Consider the following 21,527-nt stretch of genomic DNA (forward strand, 5'->3'; position numbering starts at 1 on the left):
AGCCCGGCCGGCCGCCAAGCCGGGCGATGGAATTTCGGCCATGTGATGAATGGCGGCGCCGTAACTCAAAGCTGTTTGGGTTCGCTCGCCTTGAAAAGCATGCGCGCCAGAACGCTTTCCTCGACGTCCGGGTCCGGTCCGCCCTCGGGAAAGAACCAGTCGCCCAGCAGGACCGATCCGGCCAGCATGCCGAATCCATAGCGGACCATCAGTTCCGGCGGCACGTCGAATTCCAGCCCCGCCTGCTCATATTGCGATCGCATGCGGGCGACGGCACGCGTGAAATAGTCGTCCAGACCATGAATGGCCGCCGCATCCACGTCCCCCCTGGACTTGACCATCGCCAGCAACAGATCGGCATGGTCGCGCAGAAAGGGATACAGCGCCTGGACGAAGCGCATGCTGCGTTCCTCACGGTCGGGTGGCAGCGTGTCGCTATAGTCCAGGAATTCGCGGAAACGGGCATTGAACGGCTCGGTCACCGCTTCGGTGAACAAAGCCTCCTTGCTGCCGAAATTGTTGAAGATCAAAGGCTCCGCCACCTCCGCGCGGGCAGCGATATGGCGCGTCGTCGCGCCGGCAAAGCCCCGCTCCGCGAAGACCGCGCGGGCAGCGTCGAGAATGAGCGCCCGAATTTCCGCCGTCGACCGCCGGGCGCGGCGACGAGGAACGGCAACGTCCTGGGGACGATCGGAAATATCATGCATGCGTCACTAGGCCATTGTCCTGTCTTCATTGATGCTATAAATAGCACATACTATTTATATACGCGACTCCATTGCGTGGCGATTCTGAAAGGAGAGGCATGAGCAGTCAATTCGATGTGGTGATCCGCGGTGGCACGATCGTGGACGGCACCGGCGCCCAGCCCTATGTCGCGGATGTCGGCGTGAAGGACGGCGTGATCGCTGAAATCGGCAGGATCGAGGCTTCGGCTCCGGAGGAAATCGATGCGCGCGGCCTGACGGTGACGCCCGGCTTCGTCGATGTCCACACCCATTATGACGGCCAGATCACCTGGGAAAACCGCATGGCTCCTTCGTCCAATCACGGCGTCACCACCGTCGTCATGGGCAATTGCGGCGTCGGCTTCGCGCCGGTGCGGGACGGCGATCATCAATTGATGATCAAGCTGATGGAGGGGGTCGAGGATATTCCCGAAGTCGTCATGGCCGAAGGCGTGCCGTTCAACTGGAACAGCTTTCCCGACTATCTCGACGCGCTGGAACAGCGCGTGTCCGACGTCGATTTCGCCGCGCAAATCCCCCACAGCCCCTTGCGCGTCTTCGTCATGGGTGAGCGCGGCGCCAATCTGGAGCCTCCAACGCTGGAGGATCTGGTCGAAATGCGCCGCTGCGTCAGCGAGGCAGTGAAGGCCGGTGCGCTGGGCGTCGCCAGTTCGCGCAATCTGTTCCACCGTTTCCGTTCCGGCGAACTCGCGCCTTCGGTCACGACGGAACTGGACGAGGTATTGGCCCTGGCCGAGGGCCTGAAGGATGCGGGCGCTGGCACGTTCCAGTGCAACCCCAATCTCGACAATGATGCCGAGGTGGAACTGAAGATTTTCCGCACCATCGCCCAGCAGGCGGGCGTTCCCGTGACATTCAGCCTGATCGCCATGCCGACGCGGCCGGACAATTGGGGCCGCTATGTCGAAGGCGTGCGCCAGGCGGCGGCCGATGGCCTGACCATCCGCTGCCAGTTCATGCCGCGTCCGATGGGCGTCATGTACGGGCTGGAGCTCAGCTACCACCCCTTCTCGCTCAACCCCAGCTTCCGCCCGCTGGCCAAGCTGCCGCTGGAGGAAAAGGTGGCGCGGATGCGCGACCCGGAACTGCGCGCGCGCCTGATCGCGGAGGAGCCGGACGATCCCAACCCCGCCTTCGTCGGGCTGATCAAGTCGATCAAGGCGCTGTTCCGCATCAGCGATCCGGCCGATTACAATTTCGCGGCCGAGGACAGCATCCAGGCGGAAGCGGCGCGTCGCGGCGTCGATCCGCGCGAAATGATCTACGACGCGCTGCTGGAGGATGACGGCCGGGCGATCCTCTGTTCCTATTCCTCCGACGTGCCTGAATATCTCGCCCAGAGCCGCGACCTCATCGGGCAGGACAATATGATCGTCGCGCTGGGCGATGGCGGAGCGCATTACGGCATGATCTGCGACGCGGCCTATACCACCTATCTGCTGACCGGGCGGCTGGGCCGGGACGGTCTGGACCTGCCGACCGCGATCAAGGCGTTGACCAGCCAGCCCGCAAACTCCGTGGGCCTGTGCGATCGTGGCGTGCTGGGCGTGGGTTACAAGGCGGACATCAATGTCCTCGACATCCCCAACATGATCCTGCACCGGCCGCAGGTGATCGCGGACCTGCCGGCGGGCGGCAAGCGCCTGTCGCAAAAGTCGAAGGGCTATGTCGCGACCCTCGTCAGCGGCGCCGTGACCTACCGCAATGGCGAAGCGACCGACGCGCTTCCGGGCCGGCTGGTGCGCGGCGTCCGTGGCGCTCCGGCAACCGCGCAGGTGAGGCAGCATGAAACAGCCTGATAAGGCGTGCCCGCGCGGATAAGGGGCGCGTGGGCCCTCTGGGAGACCGGCACGGTTCTATCCGTGCCGGTCTTTTTCATTGCGGGCGGAGGAAGGGCCGCAGCAATGCGACCGCTGAGGCAATCCGTTTTCCCGTCTCCTGTTCGGAGCATTGCAGCAGGCCGTCATGGCCGCCGGTCACGAGCGCGCCGAATTGCCGCGCCAGCAAAGCCGGATCATGGCTGGCAAGCCGCCCCTCCCGCGCTAGCCCCTCCAGCCAGACGACGAGCGGCGCGGCCACGTCGCGGCTCTCGAGCAATATCTGCTCCGCCAGTTCGGGAAATCGAGGCGCTTCGAAAATGACTAGGCGAAGGAAGCGGTCGGCGGCAGGGTCGGCGGTCGCTTCGGCAATCGCGACGGCAAAATCGGCCAGCACATCGTCCGGCTCACGCCCCTCTGTCGCGACCGCCGCGAAACGATAGGCCGGGACGCGGCAGGCATAGCTGCATATCGCGCGGAACAACGTGGGCTTGTCGGGGTAGCGGGCGTAGAGCGTCGTCTTGCTGATGCGGGCGCGGCGCGCCACCTCCGCCATCGTCACGCCGGCAAAGCCATGCTGTTCGAACAGTGCCGCAGCGACCTCCATGACGGCCTGCTCGCGCGCCTGGGTCTCGTCCGCCGTGGGACGCCCCCGCCGCCGTCGGGCCTGGTGCCCAATCATCATATTCCTGATCCCCTTCCCGCTTGCGCGGGCTTCTTTTTAATTGGACACATAGGTTCAATTAAATCAAGGCGAAGGTGCAAGGCAATGGCGGATACACTCAGAGTCGGGATCATCAGCGCCAACTGGAGCCTCAAGGTCCATGGCGCGGCCTGGCGGCGGATCGACGGCGTGGAAGTCGCGGCCATCTGCACCTCCCGCCAGGAAACGGCGGAACGGGCGGCCCGGGAATATGACATTCCCAAAGCCTATTGGAATCATGAGGAGATGTCGGCCGATCCGGACCTGCACATCATCGATGTCGGCACGCGCCCGTCCTTCCGCTTTCCCATGGTCATGGCGGCGCTGAAGAACGGCAAGCATGTCTATGACGCCCTGCCCTTCGCGGTCAGCCTGTCCGATGCCGAAGCGATGCGCGACGCGCAGCTGGCCGCTGGCGTCGTCGGCGTGGTGGACGCGCAATTCCGCTGGTCGCCGCATGCGCAGAAGATGAAGCGCATGATCGATGAAGGCTTCATCGGCCGCCCGCTGGGCTTCAATGTTCAGTTGATGCTGCCGCTGATCGTCGCCAACGACAAGCCCTATGCCTATTGCGCCTATTCGGAACATACCGACCCCTATTATTGGCTGGCGGAAAAGAGCAGCGGCGGCAGCGCGTGGCGCAATTTCGCCACCCATTCGCTGCTGTTCCTGACGCATCTGATCGGCCCGGTGGCGGAGGCGACCGGCATGTTGACGACCGGCGTGCCCGAATGGTTCCTGCCCAATGGCGAAGTGCTGCGGCCGGAGACGCACGATCTGGGCAGCGCGGTGCTGAGCATGGAAAATGGCGCGATCGGCAGCCTGCAGGCGGGCTGGTGCGTGCCCGACACCGAAGGCTGGCGGGTGGAGGTGTGGGGCGACAGGGGCCGGTTGCTGCTGGTCGACGACAGCTTCGGCAATTTCCCCTCGGCAAAGCTCTATGCCGGCGATGCGCGGTTGTTGACCTATGGCCAGCGCACCTGCGAAGAGGTGACGGTGGACGACTATTATGCCGTTCCCGGCGTCGCGGGCGCCACGGCGGAGCCGCGTCCCTTCGCCGCGATGGACTGGATGTTCCGGCATATGGTCGATGCCATTCGCAACGGGACGGAAGGATCGCCCAGCTTCACCGAGGCGGCAGCCGTACATCGGGTGGTCGAGGCGGTCGAGCGCGCCAATGCCGAGAGGCGCTGGATCGCCATGAAGGACATGGGCTGAACCGGCGCGATCCAATAAACGAAACGATCCGCCTGCCCGGCCAGGGGATATTTGCAGGGAGAGAAGCATATGCTGAGAGTGCATAAGCGCATTGATGTCACTACGGCCGCCCCACAATTGGGAGACAGGGTCGAAATGGCCGTCACGCTGACATTGCCCGATCCGTCCGCGATGCCGGACCGGCCCGTCGCGATCTTCGCCTGTCCGGGCGGCGGATATTCGCGCCATTATTTCATGATGCGCTTCGAGGGTCATGAAGGCTATGACGAGGCGGAATGGCAAGCGCGGCACGGCCTGATCCACGTCGCCATCGACCATGTGGGCGTCGGGGAAAGCAGCATCCCGGACCTCTCCAGCATCGATTTCCAGACGATGGCGGCGACCCATGACGCCTGCGTGCGGCAGGTTGCCGCTTCCCTGCGCGACGGCACGGCGGCGGAGGGTTTTCCCGGCTTGCCGTCGCTCTTCCTGGTGGGCATGGGGCAGTCCATGGGCGGCGGCGTCAGCATATTGACGCAGGGCCGCTTCGCCACCTTCGACGCGATTGCGCCTTTCGGCGTCAGCGCGATCCACACCGCCTTGCCCCAGCGCGACAAGGCCGCTTTCGAACATGGCATGCGCCGCTTCGACAGGGTGGCGAGTGGGGAAGTCACAAGCCATCTGGAGCACGACCATGAGGGGGTCGATTATGTCTACCCCTTCCACTGGGAAGATGTGCCCGCCGACATATTGGAAGAGGATATGAAGGGCGGATACCCGATCCGGCAGACCGCTCCGATATTCGGCAGCCTCACCATCCCGCATTGCGCGGTGCGGATGATGCTGCCCGGCGTCTTCGCGGAAGATGCGGCGCGTGTCGCGGTGCCGGTGCTGGTCGGGGATGGCGAGCGGGATACCTGCCCCGAGCCTTATCGCGAGCCGTCGGCCTATTCCGCTTCCCGCGACGTCTCCCTCTTCATCGTGCCGCGCATGGCGCATATGCACAATTTCGCTTCCACCCGCGCCATATTGTGGCAGCGCCTCAATGACTGGTCGCGCATGGTCGCCGCTGCGGAAGGCCTGCACTGAAACATGCGATAGGCCCCGGCATCCCCCTGCGCCGGGGATGCCGGAAGAATATCCTACCAGCGCCTGCGCATCTGAAGCCCCAGATTGCGCTTGCGCAGGGCAGCCTCCCGCTCGTCCGGCGTCACTTTGGGCGTGTCGGCGGGCAGGTGGCTGGCGATTTCGGAAAGCGGAACTTTCTTGATCGTCGGCATCGGATAGCTGTCCGCGCCATGCCAGCGCCCCACCAGCATGCCCCGCCTGTGACCGCCGCTGTCAAGCCAATTGGCGACGCCCGGATCTTCCAACGCGATCACGGCGCGGAACTTGCCGTCGCTATCCAGCTTCGCCTGCATCGCGTTCAGGCTGCTCTGGCGATAGCCGAACTCTATCTGGTTCCAGAGTTCGTCGTTAAGCTGCACATTCCAATATTTGCAGTTCTTAGGCAATTCCGTCTCGATGATCAGCGCCTCGCCCGGCTGATAGTCATAGATGCACCGGAAATATTTTTGCGGCCATTCGCCGCTGTTTCCCAGATCTTCGAAGCCCGACAATTCCATGACGTTCAGGCCAAGATCATGGATGACCTTGTTCTGATAGCCGATGCAGATGCGCGAGAAACGCTCGACGAACCCGCCCATGATCGCGTCGAGCCGCGCCGCGATCTGTTCCTGCGTCAGACGGGGTTTCAGTGGCGGTTTGTCCAGCCGTTCGATGGCGAAGCGCGCATCCACGTCGACGCCCCAGTCACAGGCGAACTGGCGGATCATGATGTCGCCAGCCTGAGGATCGAGATAACGCCAGTCGCCGGTCCAGTCCTTTGGCCTTTCCGCGCTGAATATCACCTCGAAATAGCCGTCCTTGCCCAGCGTCAGGCCATCGGCATCATAATTGTTGAAGCCGGGTTTGGGGTCTTGCGTGCCGAACATGCCGCGGCCGACGGCGAAACCCATAACCTTGTTGGTGCCGCGATAGCCGCTGATCTTGTAGACGCCGTCGCCGCTGACCGGCGCGATATGATAAATGGCGTCAGGATTGGGTTGCAGCAGGAAGATGCTGTTTTCGAACGGCATCCAGTCGGGATGTTCGGGCGTCGACTGGAAATACCAGACATAGGATTGCGCGATGTTCATCACCAGTTGGCGATAAAGCTCGGCGCGGATCTGGCCATCCTCGGGAAAGCCGGTCATGGCGTTGAGCGCCCCTGCCGGTTTCAACAGGTCGGCATAGGCGCTCCAGTCCCTGAGCGCGGCGGCGGGCGCGGCGCCGCTGTTCATGGCCGCGCCCGATGCGGATGCCGGCAGCAGGCCGCCGACCGTTGTGCAGAGCGCGGCGCCCAGAAGGCCCCGGCGTGACAGTGCAAAGTCCTTCGCGTCCTCATCCGGCACTCTCCTTCTCCATATCGTCATTTCCTCGGGCGGCCGGGCGCCGCCCGACGGGCTGATGTCAGCTTCCGTGCCTGCGTCCGCCCGACACTTCGATCCCGCGCCCGGTGATCATCGATGCCTCGTCGCTCGACAGGAAGAGCACCGCATTGGCGATTTCGCGGGGATCGACCGCGCGGCGGATCACCTGATTCTCGCCCGCAATCTCCGCCTGCTCCTCGGCGGTGAACATGGATGCGATCTGCGGCGTCGCGGTCAGCCCCGGAAGCACGCTGTTCACGCGGATATTGTCGTCCGCATAGGCGCAGCTCGCATGATGGCTGAGATGGATGACCCCCGCCTTGGCCGCGGCATAGGAACAGGGCGCGGACGGCGTGTAGAGCCGCGCCGCCATGGACGCGGTATTGACGATGGTGCCGCCGCCATTGGCCTTCATCACCGGAATTTCATATTTCATCGCCAGGAAGGTGCTGGTCAGCGAAATGCTGATCGTCCAGTTCCAATCCTCCAGGCTCATCTCCTCGATGCTGCCGGGGCGCGACATGCCGATATTGTTGAAGGCGTGGGCGATAGGACCATGCGCCTCGTTGGCGGCGGCGATCGCGGCCTTCACCGACGCCTCGTCCGTGGCGTCGGTGGCGACGAACAGGGCGGTGCCGCCCTTGGCCCGGATGGCGTCGCGCACGGCTTCGCCCCTGGCCGGGTCCAGTTCGGCAATCGCCACCTTCGCGCCTTCCTCGGCAAAGGCATGCGCCGTCGCTTCACCAATGCCCGATCCGGCGCCGGTGATGAAAATCGATCGCCCGTCAAAACGCCGCCTGTCGCCCATCCTGAATCTCCTGCCGATTGTTTATCCGTCAATGTGCCGGCCGGTCGGTCAGGCGGCCGATGTCCTGCCCGTCCATGTCCGCCCAGAAACGCGCCCAACTGCCGAAATCCTGGGGAAGATCAGGCGGATTGTCATGCCCGGCCCAACCGGTGAAGGGGGCCGCCGGCCGTTCCTGCCAATCGGCCGAATACCAGTGTTTTTCCCGTCGACGGACGAAGAACCACTCGCCATCCCGCCGTTCATAAGTATCGAAATAGGCGATCGCCATGACCACCCATTTGCCCTGGTCCTCATGCTCGGCGCGGCAATAGACCACGCCATGCGCATGATCGGCATCGTCAAATTCGACCCGGTGCCCGCAAATCTGGTGGACGGACCGATAGAAAGTCCTGACGGCAGGGGTGATGACGGATTTGAGCACATCGCGCCCGCTGCCACGCCGCCCGCAATAGACGTCAGGGATGAACAGATCGACCCAGGCGTCCATATCCCGGCTGTCCACCGCGATCGCGTAACGGATCGGAAGCTGCTGGATCGCAGCCAGCGATTCCAGCCGGTCGATCCGCGCCTCCAGTTCGTTCATGCCAGCCGCTCCAGATTGGCGGGGTCGAACGGCAGGAAGGGTTCGTCCCGCTTCGCCTTGCCGAACCAGTCCGGATCGTTGAGGATCGCCCGGCCGACGCCGACCAGATCGAACTCGCCCTTTTCGAACCGCTCGATCAGCAACGGCAGATTGTTCACCGACTGCTGGCTGTCGTCGATATGCCTGGCCTTGCCCTTGGCCTTGTCCAGCGCGACGCCGCCCACGGTCATGGACGCCTTGCCCGTCAGCTTCTTCGCCCAGCCCGCCAGATTGAGCGGCGATCCGTCGAAGATCGGCGTGTCGAAATAGCGCTGGCTGGCATCGAACAGGTCGACCCCCGCATCGGCCAGCGGCCCGAGCAACGCGCCAAGGCCATCCGGCGTATCCGCCAGCATGGCGCGGTAATCCTGCATCTTGAATTGGGAGAAGCGCAGCACGATCGGCATGTCCTCGCCAATCTCTGCCCGGATCGCCTTCACCACCGCCACGCCGAAGGCGGCGCGTTCGCCCCATCGGTCTTCGCGCCGGTTGGTATAATCCCACAGGAAACTGTCGATCAGATAGCCATGCGCGCCATGGATGGCGATGCCGTCCACGCCCAGCGTCACCGCATTGCGCGCCGCCTGGCGGTAGGCGGCGATGATGTCGGCAATATCGCTTTCGCTCATCGGCGGCACAGGCGTCAGACTCTCCACCCGTCCCTCCTCACGGAAGGAGATGATGCCGTCCGGCGGACCCCAGATGCCCGACGGCCGCATCGGATTGCCGGTGCCGGTGCCGGCATATTCGACATTCCACATCGGCCCCTGATGCCAGAGCTGGGGAATGATCCGCCCGCCCGCATCATGCACGACATCGACCAGCTTGCGCCAGCCGGCCAGCGCCTCGACCCCGTCGATGCGCGGTATGTCCGGATGATCGGCCGCCGCATAATGGGGCAACGCCACCCCTTCCGTCAGGATTGCGCCCAGCCCCGTTGCGGCGCGGCGGCCATAATAGCTCGCCACGTCATCGGTCGGCACGCCCAGCGGCGAGCGGTAACGGGTCATTGGCGCCATCACCACCCGGTTCGGCAGGGTCAGGCCACGCAGAGTTAGAGGGCTGAGCAGAGGATCGATCAGGCTCATCATTCCCCCCTGAACAGGGGTTTGCGCTTCTCGATGAAGGCGGCCCGCTTTTCGGCGGTGTCGGCGGTCGACTGACTCATGAAGATCGCGCGATTCTCCATTTCGATCGCCGCTTCCAGGCTGGGCGCGTCGGCGTTGAACTGGAGCGAGCTTTTGGTGAGGGCGATGCCGATCGGGCTGTTGACCATCACCGCCTCCGCCAGCTTGAGCGCCTCCTCCATCAGCGCATCGTCGTCGACGCAGCGCAGGATGAGGCCGATCCGTTCGGCTTCCTCGGCCATCACGGGGCGGCTCGTCAGCATCAGCTCGGCGGCGCGCTGCAATCCGACCAGACGCGGCAGCAGGTAGGAAAAGCCCATTTCATGGCCCGTCCCCGCATTGTGGAAGGCGTTGACGAACCTGGCGGAGCGCGCCGCGATGGTCATGTCGGCGGCGATTGCGATCGGATAGCCTGCGCCCGCCGTCACGCCGTTCACCGCGCAGATCACAGGCTGCGGCAGGGCGCGCATCAGCAGCGGAATCTGGCCCAGCCTGGCCATGACGCGCTGCTGGAACTGCGCCTTGCCCAACCCTTCGGCCACCCAATCGGGCTTGCCCGCGCCGCGAATGTCATGACCCGCGCAGAAGCCGCGCCCCGCGCCCGTCAGCAGGACGACCCGCACGTCATGATCGTAGCGCACGGCCTCCAGATGGCCGATCAGTTCGGCATACATGGCATAGGTCAGTGAATTGAGCGCATCGGGCCGGTTCAGCGTCAGTCGGCAGACGCCCTCGACCGGCATGTCGCGCAAGATGTCGCCCATCTGGCTCCCGTCCTTTTCTTTCATTCCGCGTGGCTGTGGACCATAGTCGACCAAAAGACGGGGGTCGCGGAACCCCTGACAGCCTTCCGCGCAGAGCATATCATGGTTGTGAACAGGCGTGCCCCGATCTTGTCATCATGCCTGCCGATGGCATGGGAAAAGGGTATTTCAGCAAGGTGATCCATGGCCAGACTGCCCCTTGAAAAGATCCGCGTGCTTGACCTGACCCGCGTGCTGGCGGGGCCGTTCGGATCGCAGGTGCTGGCCGACATGGGCGCCGACGTGATCAAGATCGAACGGCCGGTCGTGGGCGACGACGCCCGCATCTTCGGCGAGCCTTATCTGCGCGATGCGGAAGGCAGGCCGACGCGGGAAAACGCCTTCTACATGTCGGTCAACCGCAACAAGCGGTCGGTCGCGCTCAACATCGCCAGCGCCAGGGGGCAGGAACTGGTCCGCGAACTGGTCAAGTCCTGCGACGTGGTGATGGAGAATTACAAGGTCGGCGATCTCAAGCGCTACGGTCTCGACTATGAAAGCCTGAAGGCCGTCAATCCCCGCATCATCTATTGCTCCGTCACCGGCTATGGCCAGGACGGCCCGCTGGCGACCAAGCCCGGCTATGACGCGGTGTTTCAGGGCGAATGCGGCCTGATGAGCGTGACCGGCGTGCCGGAGGGCAAGCCTGGCGCGGGGCCGATGAAGGTCGGCCCCAGCATCATCGACCTGTTCACCGGGCTGAACGTCGCCAATGCCATATTGGCGGCCCTCTATCATCGCGACGCGGTGGGCGGCGAGGGTCAGTATATCGACGTCGCCCTGCTCGATTGCGGCGTGTCGGCGCTGTCGCATTATGCGCAGATCTACCTGACGTCGGGCGAAGTGCCGGTCCGGCGGGGCACGCAGGGCAATGGCGGCATGCCGACCAGCATGTTCCCGTGCAGCGACGGCGCGATCATGATCACGTCGGGCAACGACAAGCAATATATCGCGCTGTGCGACGCGGTCGGCCATCCTGAATTGAAGAACGATCCGCGCTTCTACACCAATGTCGAGCGGGTGAAGAATCGCGACGAGATCACCGAGGTGTTCAACGCGATCTTCCAGACGAACAGCGTCGATTACTGGCTGCAGAAGCTCGGGGCCGCCGGCATCCCCAGCGGGCCGATCAACGATCTGGAGCAGGTGTTCGCCTATCCGCAGGCGTTGCATCGGGGCCTGCGCGTGCGCGCGCCTCATCCGCTGAAGCCCGATCTGGACGTGATCCGCAGCCCGCTGAACTTCTCGGAAACGCCGATCACCGACTATCGCGCCCCGCCGATGCTGGGGGAACATACGCGCGACGTGCTGGCGCAGGAACTGGGGCTGGACGAAACGGCGATCGACGGGCTGGCCGAAGACGGGATCATCTGAAAGAGATTGCGCGGGGGCCGATTTTTGAACGGGGCCCCGCGCAGATCCCTCAGATGCAAATCCGTCAGATATAGCCGCGCCGGGCGCGATAGGCGGCGAAGCGTTCCTCCAGCCCTTCCCGCGTCAGGCCGAAATCCTCCGGCCTGTGCTTCGGGCCCTTGCTCGGCTTGTGAGGATGCGCGTCCAGCCAGGCTTGCATCGCGCCCTCCGTCTCGGCCGTCAGCGTCAGGCCTAGCTGGTCGTAGATGGAGCGGATCGACGCCATCTGATCGCGGGTGAAGTCGCGGAACTCGACGTCGATGAACGTCGCGTCGCTCTTTTCGCGCACCGACTCGGCGCGTTCCAATGCCTGCGCCCACATCTCCGCCTCGCGCCGCCCGACATCGGCGCGATCCGCCTTGTCGCCGCAAAAGGCCCGGCGCGCCGAGAAGATGAGATTGCTGACCGAAGGCGTCGAATCCACCGGGTCGCGATGCGTCTGGATGATCTTCGCATCGGGAAAGACGTTCAGCACCTCCTGCAAGGAAAAGAGGTCCGTCGGGTTCTTGAGCAGCCAGCGGCGATCGTCCCCCGCGCCGATCAGGCGCAGCACATCGGCCAGCCAGCGATAGCTGTCAGTGTCGTCGCGCCCGCGATACCAGCGGTCATAGCGGGGGGCGTCCCACATGGACGGCCACATGTTGCTGGCAAAGCTGGCGCCCAGGATGAACAGGGATTCCTCAATCCCCTCCGCCGTCATCATATGGTCGTCGGCCGATTCCGGCGACGCCGCCAGATAGGCGTCCAGCGACGCCTTCTCCGTCCGATATTCGGCAATACCGTCCCACGTCTCCCGCGGCGGGCGCGGCATGGGATAGACGGTCAGCCAATGTTCCGGCCCCTGGAACTGAGGGTCCAGCGACATCAGCAGGTGCAGCGCCGTCGTTCCCGAACGGACGAGACCGGCGATGATGATCGGCTCCCGGATCGGCTGCTCCAGCACCTCCGGCCGTTCCTTCAACCCCTTGACCGCCAGGGCGCGGGTATCCAGCGACTGGCCGATGCGCCATGCGGTCGCCTGCATGCACGCGGGATCAAGGTCGAGCGCGCGTATGTCCGACAGCAGCAGGCCCAGCCCCTCGCGAAAGCCGGCGTCGCCAAAATCGTCAAGGCCCGTGCGCGCCGTCGAGGCAGCCAGCAGGGCGTCGAGGGTCAATATCCGCTGGTCCTGGACAATGGTTTCTGTGTTCATCAGGCCGCGCTCCACGGATCGACATGAATCTTTGTTTCGTTTGCCCCGGCGCGCAGTTGCTCGAACAGGTCGGGGAAGGCGTCCAGGCCGACCGTCCGCGACACCATCAGGCGCGGCTCGACATGCCCGGCGTCCAGCGCATTGGCGCTATGTTCGAATTCCCTGAGATCATAGGCGAACGAGAATTTGATCGTGACCTGCTTCCATGTGGCGAGCGAAGGCAGTATCGGGTCGGGCGAGGTGCAGAAACCCAGCGAGACGACCGTTCCGCCGGGCGCGACCAGTTCGACCGCTTTCTGCGTCATGCCGACCGCGCCGACGCATTCCAGCACGATGTCGGGCATGCCGCCCAGCGCGGCCGAAACGCGTTCCGCTTCGCCTTCGCCCAGCGCCTCGAAGCTGTTGGCGCCCATCTGCAGCGCAAGATCGGCGCGCCGTGACGAACGGGAAATGGCCACGATCTTCCCCGCCCCCAGCAACCGCGCCCAATAGATGACGGCGAGGCCGATGGACCCAGCGCCCAGCACCGCGACCTTCGCGCCCGGCGGCATCTGCGCGAGCCGTATGCCGCGCAGACCCACGGCGAGAGGCTCGATCAGAGCACCGTCAGCGGGCGTCAGCGTGTCGGGCAGCACGATAGAACTCATCGCCGCGATCCGCATATATTCGCCAAAGCCGCCGACAAGACCCTGCATCTGCGCGCAAGCCATGGGATAACCGGCCAGGCAGGGGGCGCAGCGGCCGCAGCCCGCCACGGGCATGGCGGTGACGAACTGACCGACCTTGAGATTGTCGACGCCTTTGCCCAGCGCGACGACCTCCCCGCAATATTCATGGCCGATCACGCTGTTGACGGGGAAATCATTGCCATGCCCGGAGGTCATGTGGAGGTCCGTGCCGCACACGCCGCAGCGCGTGACCTTGATGACCGCTTCGCCCTCACCGGGCTGGGGATCGTCCACGGTCTCCACGACCAGCGGCGTGCCCGCGCCCTTGAATAACGCTGCCCTCATCTCTCTCCTCCTTCTCCTACCGTGCCATTAAAGCTACTATTCAGTACCTAAAATGACAAGGCGGTGGCACTGGAACGGTCGGCCTGCGGCCGAACCTGCACGTAGCGGCAAGAGGTGTGAAGATCGGCGGCGAGTGATCGCAAACATGATGTCCGGGACGGTCGGCGGCATAAGCGCTTTCCGATCGCGCCAAGCCAGTCCAAAGGGGATCACCATGGTCCATGTCACCTTCATCACCCCTGCCGGGGTCGCGACCACGCTGGACGGCGATGTCGGCCAGTCGGTGATGGACATCGGCAAGCGCGCGGGCGTCGAGAATATCATCGGGGAATGCGGCGGCAGCGCCGCCTGCGCGACCTGCCATGTTCATGTCGATCCCGCGTGGATCGAACGGGTCGGTCCTCCATCCGAAGACGAATGGGACATGCTCGACTTCGCCCATGGCAAGCGGGCGGATTCGCGCCTTTCCTGCCAGATTCGTCTGCGCCCGGCGCTGGATGGCCTCATCGTGCATACGCCGGAACGGCAGGGCTGAGGCGCAACGGCGCGCCCGGCAAGAAACGTCAGCCCAGCGCCCTGAGCGCGGCGATGGCCGCCGCCTCCCCATCGATGTCCCGCAGCTTCGGCATCAGTTCCGCCTCGACAAGGCCGCCCCAGCCGATTGTCCGCAGCGCCGCCATGATCGGCGCAAAGTCGATCACGCCCGCACCGGGTTGAACGCGGCCTGGCATGTCAGCGATCTGCACAGCGGCGAGAATATCCGCCTGCGCCACAATCGCCGCCGCCATGTCCTCGCCGGCGCAATGGCAATGGCAGCTATCGAGGATCAGCCCCACGCCTGCCCACCGGGCGATAGCGCCGATGTCGGCCAGGCGCTCGACCAGGGCCAGGGGCACACGCTCCCGGCTGACCATCTCCACCGCCAGCGCCACGCCCCGCTCCGCCGCCAGCTTCGTGGCGGCAGCGAAATTCTCCGTCGCCCGCGCTAGCTGTTCCGCCAACGGTGCGCCGCAATCCAGCAGGACCGCGTTGATGCAGCCACCGCCCACATGCTCCGCTGCCGTCAGGCTGGACGCCATGGCCGCCTCTATATCGGTGATCGGCGCGCCCCAGAAGAAGGGCGGCTCCATCCCCAGAACATTATGGGTGAAGCTGCCCATCTCCATCCCATGGTCGCGCAACGCCACACCCATGCGCCGCTGAACCTCCGGCGTGCGGGCTTTCAGACCATTGTCGGTGATGCCGGCAAAGCCCAGCCGAGCGGCGCAATTTATCTGAGCGACCGGATCGACCGAGCCGGCCGTTGCGGCCAGCAACGGCGCGTCGGGATCGGCTATGCCAAGATGCGCCGCATACCGCATGAGCTGCGCCGTCAGCTTCCGGCCCAGCGCTCAAGCGCGGCATCCGCATCCGTACCCAGGGGCGGGTTTACATCGCCAATCCTGCCCGGCGTCTCCGACAGGCGCGGCGCGGGCGCGGCCAATGCCAGATCGCCCAACGCTTCATCCGCCACATGGATCAGGCTCCCGCGAGCGCGCATATGAGGATCGGCCAGCATATCGTCCAGGCTGTTGACCGGCGTCACCGGAATACGCCGGGCGACGAGCTGCTCCACCAGCGCAGCCTGCGGCACGGTGGCGATCCAGGCGGCGACGCAGGCATCCTGGTCGTCCCCCTGCCCGCCCGCCAGCGCCAGCAGATCGGCGGCATGCCGAGCGGTGCTGGCGGAGATAGCGACATATCTTTCGTCGGAGGTTCGATAGACGTTGCGCAGTACGCCGGGCAGTCGCGACCCGCAACGTTCGGGTGAGCGGCCCGGCTCCCATCTTTGCGCCGCATGGGCGACGATCTGCAATATCGGTTCGTAGAGGCTGGCGTCCACCTGTTGCCCCCGTCCGCTGCGGTCGCGCCAATAAAGGGCAGAGAGCGTGCCGATCACCGCGCTCATCGCGCCCACGGCGTCACCCAAGGCTACGGAAGGGAGCATCGGCGGACCGTCTTCCGTCCCCGTCAGGAAGGTCAGGCCGCCAAAGCCTTCACCGATCGTGCCCGATCCAGGCCGGCCCCGATAAGGACCGGTGGCGCCGAAGCAGGACACGGAAAGCATGACAAGCCGGGGATTGACCGCCGACAGGACTTCCCAGCCAATGCCCCGCCTCTCCAGTACGGCGGCGGGATAATTTTCCACCAGCACGTCGGCTTGCGCCGCCAGCGCCTTGAGCCGATCGATCCCCTCTTCCGAACGCAAGTCCAGCGCCAGGCAACGCTTCCCCCGCGCGACCAGCGGCCACATCTTGCTGTCGCGGAACAGGTCGCCTTCCGGCGGCTCGATCTTCAGCACATCGGCGCCGAAATCGGCCATGATCGTCGCCGCAAGCGGCGCGGCATAGAGCGACGCCATGTCGATGACCTTCAGCCCCGCCAGCGCGCCGGGCGGGATGGCGCCTTTCCCCGGTTCCTCCATCCGTCAATATGCTCCCATTTCCCGCGCTTCGCCGGCCAGGAAACTTTCCCGCAGCCTGCGCTTCAAGATCTTTCCCGTTTCCTCGCGCGGCAAGCTGGCGCCGACGACCAGATGACGCGGAATCTTGTAGCCGGCGATGCGTCCGCGCAGGAACGCTGTCACCTCATCGGGGATCAGCGCCTCGTCGCTCTGGAGATACGCGACCAGCACTTCACCATATTCGGCGTCCGGCACGCCGAAGACAGCGCAATCGGATACCGCGGGATGCTCCAGCAAGGCAGCCTCCACCTCCGCCGGATAGATGTTGACCCCGCCGGACAACACCATGTCCGCGCGCCGGTCGCACAGGAACAGATAGCCTTCTTCGTCCAGCCAGCCCATGTCGCCGCAGGTAATAAGGCCGTCATATTCGACGGCGGCGCGCTTTTCTGGATCGCCGTGAAAAGTGAAATCGGGCGTGCCGTGGATGCGCAGGTAGACGTCGCCCGTCCGCCCCGCCTCTGTCCATTGGCCGTCGTCGCCACGAATACGGACTTCACCAGTCAGGACAGGTCGGCCGACGCTGCCGGGTCGAGCCAGCCATTCCCGAGGACTGATCTTCGTGACGACGCCGGTTTCGGTCGATCCATAGGTTTCATACAGGACCGGCCCCCACCAGTTCAGCATCGCCCTCTTTACTTCCGGCGCGCAAGGCGCGCCCGAATGGACGACGTGACGAAGGGTGGAGAGATCATATCGGCGCTTCACCTCTTCGGGGAGGCGCATCAGCCTGACGAAAAGCGTGGGCACCAGCGCGCCATGGGTCACATGATGCTGCTCGATGAGCCGCAGGCACTCCTCCGGATCGAAGCGCTCCATCACCACCACCGTGCCCCCGGCGGCGAAAGTCGCCATCAGGATCGCCTGGCTGAAGAGATGATAGAGCGGTCCCGTCACCAGCGCGACATTGCCGGGCGCCGTGTCATGGATGACCGCCAGCACACGGGCGCGCTGCGCCGATTCCTCGCCTGTCGCGGGCAGGCGCCTGACCGCCTTGGGCTTGCCCGTGGTGCCCGACGTGTAGACCATGGAGGAACCGAGACCGTTGCCATGGCCCTCATGGGGTTCATGGGCAGCGATCCAGTCGTCATAATCCGGCTGCTCGCCCGTACCGCCGACGGCGATCACGCGCAGGCCTTCGGGAATATGGGCGCCCAGCCCGTCCAGCAGGTCGGCATGGCCGATCAGTAGCCGGGGCGTCGCGTCGCGCAGCACATAGCCGATCTCCGTCGGGTGCCAGTGCCAGTTGATCGGCACGCCATAGGCGTCGAGCCTGCGCACGGCCAGATTGGCTTCCAGCACGGCAAAGTCGTTGCGCAGCAACAGCGCCACCGCATCGCCCGCGCCGACGCCTGCCGCCGCCATCGCGCTCGCCAGCCGCGCCGCCCGGTCGAGCAGTTCGGCGCGTCCGCGAATGCGATCGCCGACGATCACATCGCCGCTCATGCTGTCTCGACGGGCCGGGTCACGGTGAGGCAGGTGCCCCAGCTATGCAGCATCGCGGCGTGCAGGCCGCCTTCCCCTCCCGCGACCATGACCAGCACATCGTCGGGCGTCGGCACCAGATGCACGCGCCCGTCGGGCTTGATCCGATCCAGATTGCCGATGGGATCGCGATATTCGGGTCGGAACCAGTCGATCGGCAATGCGCATCTGTCCCAGATATAGGCCTGCACATCCTCGATCCTGGGGTAGGCCTTCGCAATCACCTCCGCCCAGATCGGGTTGATGACGCACAAAGTCTCCGCAAAGGCCGAGGACGGCAGGAAGCCGTTTGCGCCCGGATAGGCCATGGATTTGGCGATCATGTCGAGGAAACCGTCGGCACTGTTCGCCACCACGTCGCAGATATTGGCCGTGCCCATCGCGCCGTAAACGGTGACGGCATCGCCTCCTACGCCGCGACGTTCAGCCAGCGGCGCCCAGGGAGAGCGCTCCTCCCATTCGCCAAAGACGATGCCGGCGACACGCCCCGGCGTGCCATAGACGCTTTGCGACGTCGAACCGATCGACTGGCCCGCCACATTGCGCATGATCAGACGGATCGCCCGGCCGATGGCCACCGCTGGACCGGCCACTCCGCCCAGGCAACCGGCCTGACAGGGAATGTTCAGCCGGTTGCGGATCGACCCGTTCACGATCATGGCGGGCACCACCGACCCGGTCGTGGCATTGAGGCCGGCCAGGTCGAACCTGGGGTCCGCCATCGCTTCTATCGCCGCGCACAGCAGCGGCATCGCGTTGCCCGTGCAGCCGGCCATGACCGCGTTGATTGCGATCTTCTCCACCGTGCATTCGGCGCGCAGCGGCGGCAGCACGGCGATCAACTCGTCCGGAAAGCGTCCACCCGCGATCAGGAAGTCCTGCACCCGCTGCTGCGTCGGCGGGATCAGCGGCAGTCCGTCACCCCAGCCCTGCGCCATGGCGAAATCGTTGAAGGCGACGATGTCATCCTCGACCTCATGCCGCCGACTGCTCAGCCAGTCTGCTTCGCACCCCGAAATTCCGCAGGAACGATCGATAGTGGTTTCGTGCAATGTCATGGACCTGTTCTTTTGGAAGAATGTCGAGAGGATAGGGAAGGATGTGAAGGCGCAGGCCCGACCGGCCGCCCCGTTTCGCCAGATTATGGGCCAGCCCTTCGAAATGCGCGGTCGCCACCGCGATGGTCGGGATGCCGGTGGCTGCCGCGGTCAGTGCGTCCGCGATGGTCCAACTGGTGCAGGACCCGCAATTGCCCAGTCCGACGATGGCCATGTCGCTTTGCGCCAGTAGCGCGTCATAGTCGCGTTCGGCTTGCTCGCCCTCCCGGCCCGTGCGGCCGCAACTGCGCCAGAAGGTCACTTCGGCGCCTTCGGCTCGCAAGTCTTCGGCCCAGATCTCGCTGACCCAGTCCCAGCTACGCCACAGCATATCGATGCGGATGGCGATCTTCTTGCCCCTCAGGACGCCGGCATCCGGACCCGGCTCAGCCAGATCGTGCACCAGCGATGCAGTGGGATCGAGAATGATGGTCATGTCGTTACCTCCGCCATCTTTTTGCATGTTGCATGCAAATTGTCAAATTGGGCATTTCAGAAGCGGTATTTCGGCTCCTCAATGCCCCGAACGCCCGTTTCGATCGCGAAAAGGCCACCGGCATGCCTGCCCAGGGGCTGATCGCCGGGAAGATGGCGGTGAGCGGCGGACGTCAGATAAAGCGTGGCCAGTTCCGGCCCGCCAAAGGCCACCTTGGTCGGTTGCAGAACCGGCACGGCAATCTCCCGGTCCAGCCGTCCGTCCGGCATATAGCGCGCCACCGCGCCCTTCATCAGCAGGCAGACCCAATAGCCGCCCTCCGCATCCACTTCCGCCCCATCGAAAATCCCGTCGCCGCGATCCCGCTCCGTGAAGACACGGCGGTTGGACGGCGTGCCGGTCACGATGTCATAGTCGAGGGCATAGACCCGCCCGGCGGGGGAATCCGCCAGATACATGATCCGCCCGTCGGGACTGAAGGCCATGCCGTTGCTGCACGTGATGTCTCCGATCACCTCGGCCAACCCGCCGCCGTCCAGCCGATAGACGGCGGCGCGGCCGGCCACCCCGGTCTGGAAATAGGAAAGGTCGACCGAACCGATCAGATAGCGACCCTGCCGGTCGCACCGGCCGTCATTGAAACGGTGGGTTTCGACGGGATAGGGCGGCGGCGCGGCGACCGGCGCCAACGTGCCGCTGGCCCGGTCGAAATCGAACAGGCCGGTACGCAGCGCCACGACAATCGGCTCGCCCGCGCCGCGCAGCGCAAAGCTGCTGACATGGGCGGGCATCTGCCAGCTTTCATTGCTCCCGCAGGCCGGATCGAAGGCATTGAGCCGGTGCGCCTCCTGATCCACCCAGAACAGCTTCCGCTCCGCCACGGACCAGACCGGGGTTTCGCCCGATTCCGCCCTGATGTCCAGCACGCAGCGCGCCGGGGCGTGACCCTCCTGCATCTTCTTCTCCTTCATCCGGCGGCTGTCAGTTCATGGTGGTTATGCCGAACCCGCTTCCGTTGATGGCTGCGGCCTTTCCTGCCAGGCAGCCATATCCTGTCGTTTCACCGCTTCAGAACAGGCCGGCTTTTCCGCCCGTCCAGGGAATGCGCGCAAAATAGCGCTCGGTCTGCGCCCAGAGCGTGGGAATCATGGTGGGTTTGCTCAGGTCACGAATCAGGTCGATATTGGCGGCTATGCTTTCAGGGGTGATCGCCGGATCGAACAATCCGTCATTGTCGAAGATCGCCAACCGCGCGACGCGCCCACCCCCGACGTTGAAGACTTCTCCGCAGAAGTCCAACTGCTCGCTGCTGAGATAGGCGATCAGCGCCGACACCTTTTCCGGCTGGAAATGGGTGCGATACCAGCGCGCCAGATCTTCGTGCGACGTTTCCGTAAGGCGGGAGGCGCCCGTGGGGAAGATGCCGTTCACCAATATATTATGCGGCCGCCCGTCAAAGGCCGCATCATGGGTCAGCCCCAGCAGCCCGGCCTTGCCCGCTGCATAGGGCCCCAGATGTCCCGCGCCCAGAACCGCCGACGACATGACGTTGACGATGCGTCCGAAACCCTGACCGCGCATCAGCGGCCAGACCCGACGCAGCAGCATATAGGGACCGATGAAATTGGTCCGCAGCACGCCCTCTATCTCTTCATCGGTGAAGGCATCGGGATCACCGATCAGCGATCCGCCGGCATTATTGATCAGAATGTCGACCCGGCCGAAGGCGTCCAGCGCATGTTCGACGATGAGCGGGGCGGACTCGCCGGTGCCGACCATCTCGCCGTCCGCTTCCGCCTCACCTCCCGCAGCGCGGATTTCATCCACAACCGCTTGGGCATGGGAAATAGTGCCGGGCGTCAATGTGGACTGCGCGCCGCCATAGTCGTTGACGATCACCCTCGCCCCCCGCGCGGCGAGCAGAAGGGCATGAGCCCGGCCCATGCCCCGCCCCGCCCCCGTGACGATCGCGACCCGCCCGTCCAACCGAATCATCCCGCTTCCTCTCGCCTGTCCATATACATGCAACATGCAGAGGGGCGGCGTCGCCATATCCGGGTCCAAAACATCGCCTATCCATTATATGGCGGC

The 21,527-nt window shown here is 64.7% G+C and carries 21 protein-coding genes; 5 read left to right on the top strand and 16 right to left on the bottom strand.

Annotated elements, in window-relative coordinates:
• Positions 1-65: 65 nt before the first annotated feature.
• Entirely contained in the window at positions 66-707 is a 642-nt protein-coding gene (locus A0J57_RS03130; RefSeq protein ID WP_025552035.1) for a TetR/AcrR family transcriptional regulator, read from the bottom strand.
• Between the two features lie 98 nt (positions 708-805).
• Here A0J57_RS03130 and A0J57_RS03135 point away from each other — a divergent pair, with 98 nt between their 5' ends.
• Positions 806-2,548 (top strand): amidohydrolase family protein, encoded by a 1,743-nt coding sequence (locus A0J57_RS03135; RefSeq protein WP_061936610.1) that lies wholly within the window; start codon positions 806-808, stop codon positions 2,546-2,548.
• Between the two features lie 76 nt (positions 2,549-2,624).
• Here the strand turns inward: A0J57_RS03135 and A0J57_RS03140 are convergent, their stop codons facing one another.
• A complete protein-coding gene (locus tag A0J57_RS03140) occupies positions 2,625-3,251 on the bottom strand; it encodes a TetR/AcrR family transcriptional regulator (RefSeq protein ID WP_061936613.1) in 627 nt (208 codons plus the stop codon).
• A gap of 84 nt (positions 3,252-3,335) precedes the next feature.
• Here A0J57_RS03140 and A0J57_RS03145 point away from each other — a divergent pair, with 84 nt between their 5' ends.
• Together A0J57_RS03145 and A0J57_RS03150 are read left to right on the top strand one after the other, a co-directional pair.
• Positions 3,336-4,487: a Gfo/Idh/MocA family protein gene (locus A0J57_RS03145; RefSeq protein WP_061936616.1), complete on the top strand. Its 1,152-nt coding sequence runs from the start codon at positions 3,336-3,338 to the stop codon at positions 4,485-4,487.
• Between the two features lie 69 nt (positions 4,488-4,556).
• Entirely contained in the window at positions 4,557-5,555 is a 999-nt protein-coding gene (locus A0J57_RS03150; RefSeq protein ID WP_061936619.1) for a hypothetical protein, read from the top strand.
• Positions 5,556-5,608: 53 nt separating this feature from the next.
• Here the strand turns inward: A0J57_RS03150 and A0J57_RS03155 are convergent, their stop codons facing one another.
• From A0J57_RS03155 to A0J57_RS03175, 5 genes are read right to left on the bottom strand one after another with little or no spacing between them, the layout of a single operon-like run.
• Complete coding sequence (locus tag A0J57_RS03155; protein ID WP_235600770.1) at positions 5,609-6,919, bottom strand: DUF1214 domain-containing protein; 1,311 nt, start codon at positions 6,917-6,919, stop codon at positions 5,609-5,611.
• Positions 6,920-6,977: 58 nt separating this feature from the next.
• Complete coding sequence (locus tag A0J57_RS03160; RefSeq protein ID WP_061936626.1) at positions 6,978-7,745, bottom strand: SDR family NAD(P)-dependent oxidoreductase; 768 nt, start codon at positions 7,743-7,745, stop codon at positions 6,978-6,980.
• Between the two features lie 28 nt (positions 7,746-7,773).
• Entirely contained in the window at positions 7,774-8,328 is a 555-nt protein-coding gene (locus tag A0J57_RS03165) for a nuclear transport factor 2 family protein (protein WP_061936629.1), read from the bottom strand.
• A complete protein-coding gene (locus A0J57_RS03170; protein WP_235600771.1) occupies positions 8,325-9,458 on the bottom strand; it encodes an NADH:flavin oxidoreductase in 1,134 nt (377 codons plus the stop codon). The genes A0J57_RS03165 and A0J57_RS03170 overlap by 4 nt, the downstream gene beginning before the upstream one ends.
• Positions 9,455-10,258: an enoyl-CoA hydratase/isomerase family protein gene (locus A0J57_RS03175; protein WP_061936635.1), complete on the bottom strand. Its 804-nt coding sequence runs from the start codon at positions 10,256-10,258 to the stop codon at positions 9,455-9,457. The genes A0J57_RS03170 and A0J57_RS03175 overlap by 4 nt, the downstream gene beginning before the upstream one ends.
• A 183-nt stretch (positions 10,259-10,441) precedes the next feature.
• On the opposite strand from A0J57_RS03175, the gene A0J57_RS03180 reads away from it, so the two are divergent.
• The gene (locus A0J57_RS03180) at positions 10,442-11,671 is read left to right on the top strand and encodes a CaiB/BaiF CoA-transferase family protein (protein ID WP_061936638.1); all 1,230 of its coding nucleotides are present in this window, start codon (positions 10,442-10,444) and stop codon (positions 11,669-11,671) included.
• Positions 11,672-11,735: 64 nt separating this feature from the next.
• Here the strand turns inward: A0J57_RS03180 and A0J57_RS03185 are convergent, their stop codons facing one another.
• Both A0J57_RS03185 and A0J57_RS03190 read right to left on the bottom strand, forming a co-directional pair.
• Positions 11,736-12,902, bottom strand: a complete 1,167-nt coding sequence (locus A0J57_RS03185; protein ID WP_061936765.1) for a sulfotransferase — start codon at positions 12,900-12,902, stop codon at positions 11,736-11,738.
• Positions 12,902-13,915, bottom strand: a complete 1,014-nt coding sequence (locus tag A0J57_RS03190) for an alcohol dehydrogenase catalytic domain-containing protein (protein ID WP_064232577.1) — start codon at positions 13,913-13,915, stop codon at positions 12,902-12,904. Before A0J57_RS03190 ends, A0J57_RS03185 begins: the two co-directional genes overlap by 1 nt.
• 214 nt (positions 13,916-14,129) lie before the next feature.
• On the opposite strand from A0J57_RS03190, the gene A0J57_RS03195 reads away from it, so the two are divergent.
• Positions 14,130-14,450, top strand: a complete 321-nt coding sequence (locus tag A0J57_RS03195; RefSeq protein ID WP_061936771.1) for a 2Fe-2S iron-sulfur cluster-binding protein — start codon at positions 14,130-14,132, stop codon at positions 14,448-14,450.
• A 28-nt stretch (positions 14,451-14,478) separates the two neighbouring features.
• On the opposite strand, the gene A0J57_RS03200 is transcribed toward A0J57_RS03195, so the two are convergent.
• The 7 genes from A0J57_RS03200 to A0J57_RS03230 form a co-directional block, all read right to left on the bottom strand.
• The gene (locus A0J57_RS03200) at positions 14,479-15,276 is read right to left on the bottom strand and encodes a sugar phosphate isomerase/epimerase family protein (RefSeq protein WP_101756434.1); all 798 of its coding nucleotides are present in this window, start codon (positions 15,274-15,276) and stop codon (positions 14,479-14,481) included.
• 11 nt (positions 15,277-15,287) lie between these two features.
• A complete protein-coding gene (locus A0J57_RS03205) occupies positions 15,288-16,379 on the bottom strand; it encodes a CaiB/BaiF CoA-transferase family protein (protein ID WP_061936643.1) in 1,092 nt (363 codons plus the stop codon).
• Positions 16,380-16,382: 3 nt separating this feature from the next.
• Positions 16,383-17,864, bottom strand: coding sequence for an AMP-binding protein (locus tag A0J57_RS03210; protein WP_061936646.1), 1,482 nt, complete (start codon positions 17,862-17,864; stop codon positions 16,383-16,385).
• Positions 17,861-18,961 carry a hypothetical protein gene (locus tag A0J57_RS03215; RefSeq protein ID WP_235600772.1) on the bottom strand — a complete coding sequence of 367 codons (1,101 nt, stop codon included), beginning with the start codon at positions 18,959-18,961 and terminating at the stop codon, positions 17,861-17,863. The genes A0J57_RS03210 and A0J57_RS03215 overlap by 4 nt, the downstream gene beginning before the upstream one ends.
• Positions 18,879-19,436 carry a hypothetical protein gene (locus A0J57_RS03220; RefSeq protein WP_061936652.1) on the bottom strand — a complete coding sequence of 186 codons (558 nt, stop codon included), beginning with the start codon at positions 19,434-19,436 and terminating at the stop codon, positions 18,879-18,881. The genes A0J57_RS03215 and A0J57_RS03220 overlap by 83 nt, the downstream gene beginning before the upstream one ends.
• A gap of 56 nt (positions 19,437-19,492) precedes the next feature.
• A complete protein-coding gene (locus tag A0J57_RS03225; RefSeq protein ID WP_061936774.1) occupies positions 19,493-20,392 on the bottom strand; it encodes an SMP-30/gluconolactonase/LRE family protein in 900 nt (299 codons plus the stop codon).
• 112 nt (positions 20,393-20,504) lie between these two features.
• The gene (locus A0J57_RS03230; protein WP_061936655.1) at positions 20,505-21,431 is read right to left on the bottom strand and encodes an SDR family NAD(P)-dependent oxidoreductase; all 927 of its coding nucleotides are present in this window, start codon (positions 21,429-21,431) and stop codon (positions 20,505-20,507) included.
• Positions 21,432-21,527 lie beyond the last annotated feature (96 nt).

It is taken from the genome of Sphingobium sp. 22B, from assembly GCF_001580035.1.
Lineage (GTDB): Bacteria > Pseudomonadota > Alphaproteobacteria > Sphingomonadales > Sphingomonadaceae > Sphingobium > Sphingobium fuliginis.

Coding starts and splice junctions, on each gene's coding strand:
- A0J57_RS03130 (WP_025552035.1), bottom strand. CDS start 707: ATGCATGATATTTCCGATCGTCCCCAGGACGTTGCCGTTCCTCGTCGC.
- A0J57_RS03150 (WP_061936619.1), top strand. CDS start 4,557: ATGCTGAGAGTGCATAAGCGCATTGATGTCACTACGGCCGCCCCACAA.
- A0J57_RS03180 (WP_061936638.1), top strand. CDS start 10,442: ATGGCCAGACTGCCCCTTGAAAAGATCCGCGTGCTTGACCTGACCCGC.
- A0J57_RS03170 (WP_235600771.1), bottom strand. CDS start 9,458: ATGATGAGCCTGATCGATCCTCTGCTCAGCCCTCTAACTCTGCGTGGC.
- A0J57_RS03190 (WP_064232577.1), bottom strand. CDS start 13,915: ATGAGGGCAGCGTTATTCAAGGGCGCGGGCACGCCGCTGGTCGTGGAG.
- A0J57_RS03200 (WP_101756434.1), bottom strand. CDS start 15,276: ATGCGGTATGCGGCGCATCTTGGCATAGCCGATCCCGACGCGCCGTTG.
- A0J57_RS03165 (WP_061936629.1), bottom strand. CDS start 8,328: ATGAACGAACTGGAGGCGCGGATCGACCGGCTGGAATCGCTGGCTGCG.
- A0J57_RS03160 (WP_061936626.1), bottom strand. CDS start 7,745: ATGGGCGACAGGCGGCGTTTTGACGGGCGATCGATTTTCATCACCGGC.
- A0J57_RS03140 (WP_061936613.1), bottom strand. CDS start 3,251: ATGATGATTGGGCACCAGGCCCGACGGCGGCGGGGGCGTCCCACGGCG.
- A0J57_RS03230 (WP_061936655.1), bottom strand. CDS start 21,431: ATGATTCGGTTGGACGGGCGGGTCGCGATCGTCACGGGGGCGGGGCGG.
- A0J57_RS03145 (WP_061936616.1), top strand. CDS start 3,336: ATGGCGGATACACTCAGAGTCGGGATCATCAGCGCCAACTGGAGCCTC.
- A0J57_RS03175 (WP_061936635.1), bottom strand. CDS start 10,258: ATGGGCGACATCTTGCGCGACATGCCGGTCGAGGGCGTCTGCCGACTG.
- A0J57_RS03135 (WP_061936610.1), top strand. CDS start 806: ATGAGCAGTCAATTCGATGTGGTGATCCGCGGTGGCACGATCGTGGAC.
- A0J57_RS03225 (WP_061936774.1), bottom strand. CDS start 20,392: ATGCAGGAGGGTCACGCCCCGGCGCGCTGCGTGCTGGACATCAGGGCG.
- A0J57_RS03210 (WP_061936646.1), bottom strand. CDS start 17,864: ATGAGCGGCGATGTGATCGTCGGCGATCGCATTCGCGGACGCGCCGAA.
- A0J57_RS03215 (WP_235600772.1), bottom strand. CDS start 18,961: ATGACATTGCACGAAACCACTATCGATCGTTCCTGCGGAATTTCGGGG.
- A0J57_RS03195 (WP_061936771.1), top strand. CDS start 14,130: ATGGTCCATGTCACCTTCATCACCCCTGCCGGGGTCGCGACCACGCTG.
- A0J57_RS03205 (WP_061936643.1), bottom strand. CDS start 16,379: ATGGAGGAACCGGGGAAAGGCGCCATCCCGCCCGGCGCGCTGGCGGGG.
- A0J57_RS03185 (WP_061936765.1), bottom strand. CDS start 12,902: ATGAACACAGAAACCATTGTCCAGGACCAGCGGATATTGACCCTCGAC.
- A0J57_RS03220 (WP_061936652.1), bottom strand. CDS start 19,436: ATGACCATCATTCTCGATCCCACTGCATCGCTGGTGCACGATCTGGCT.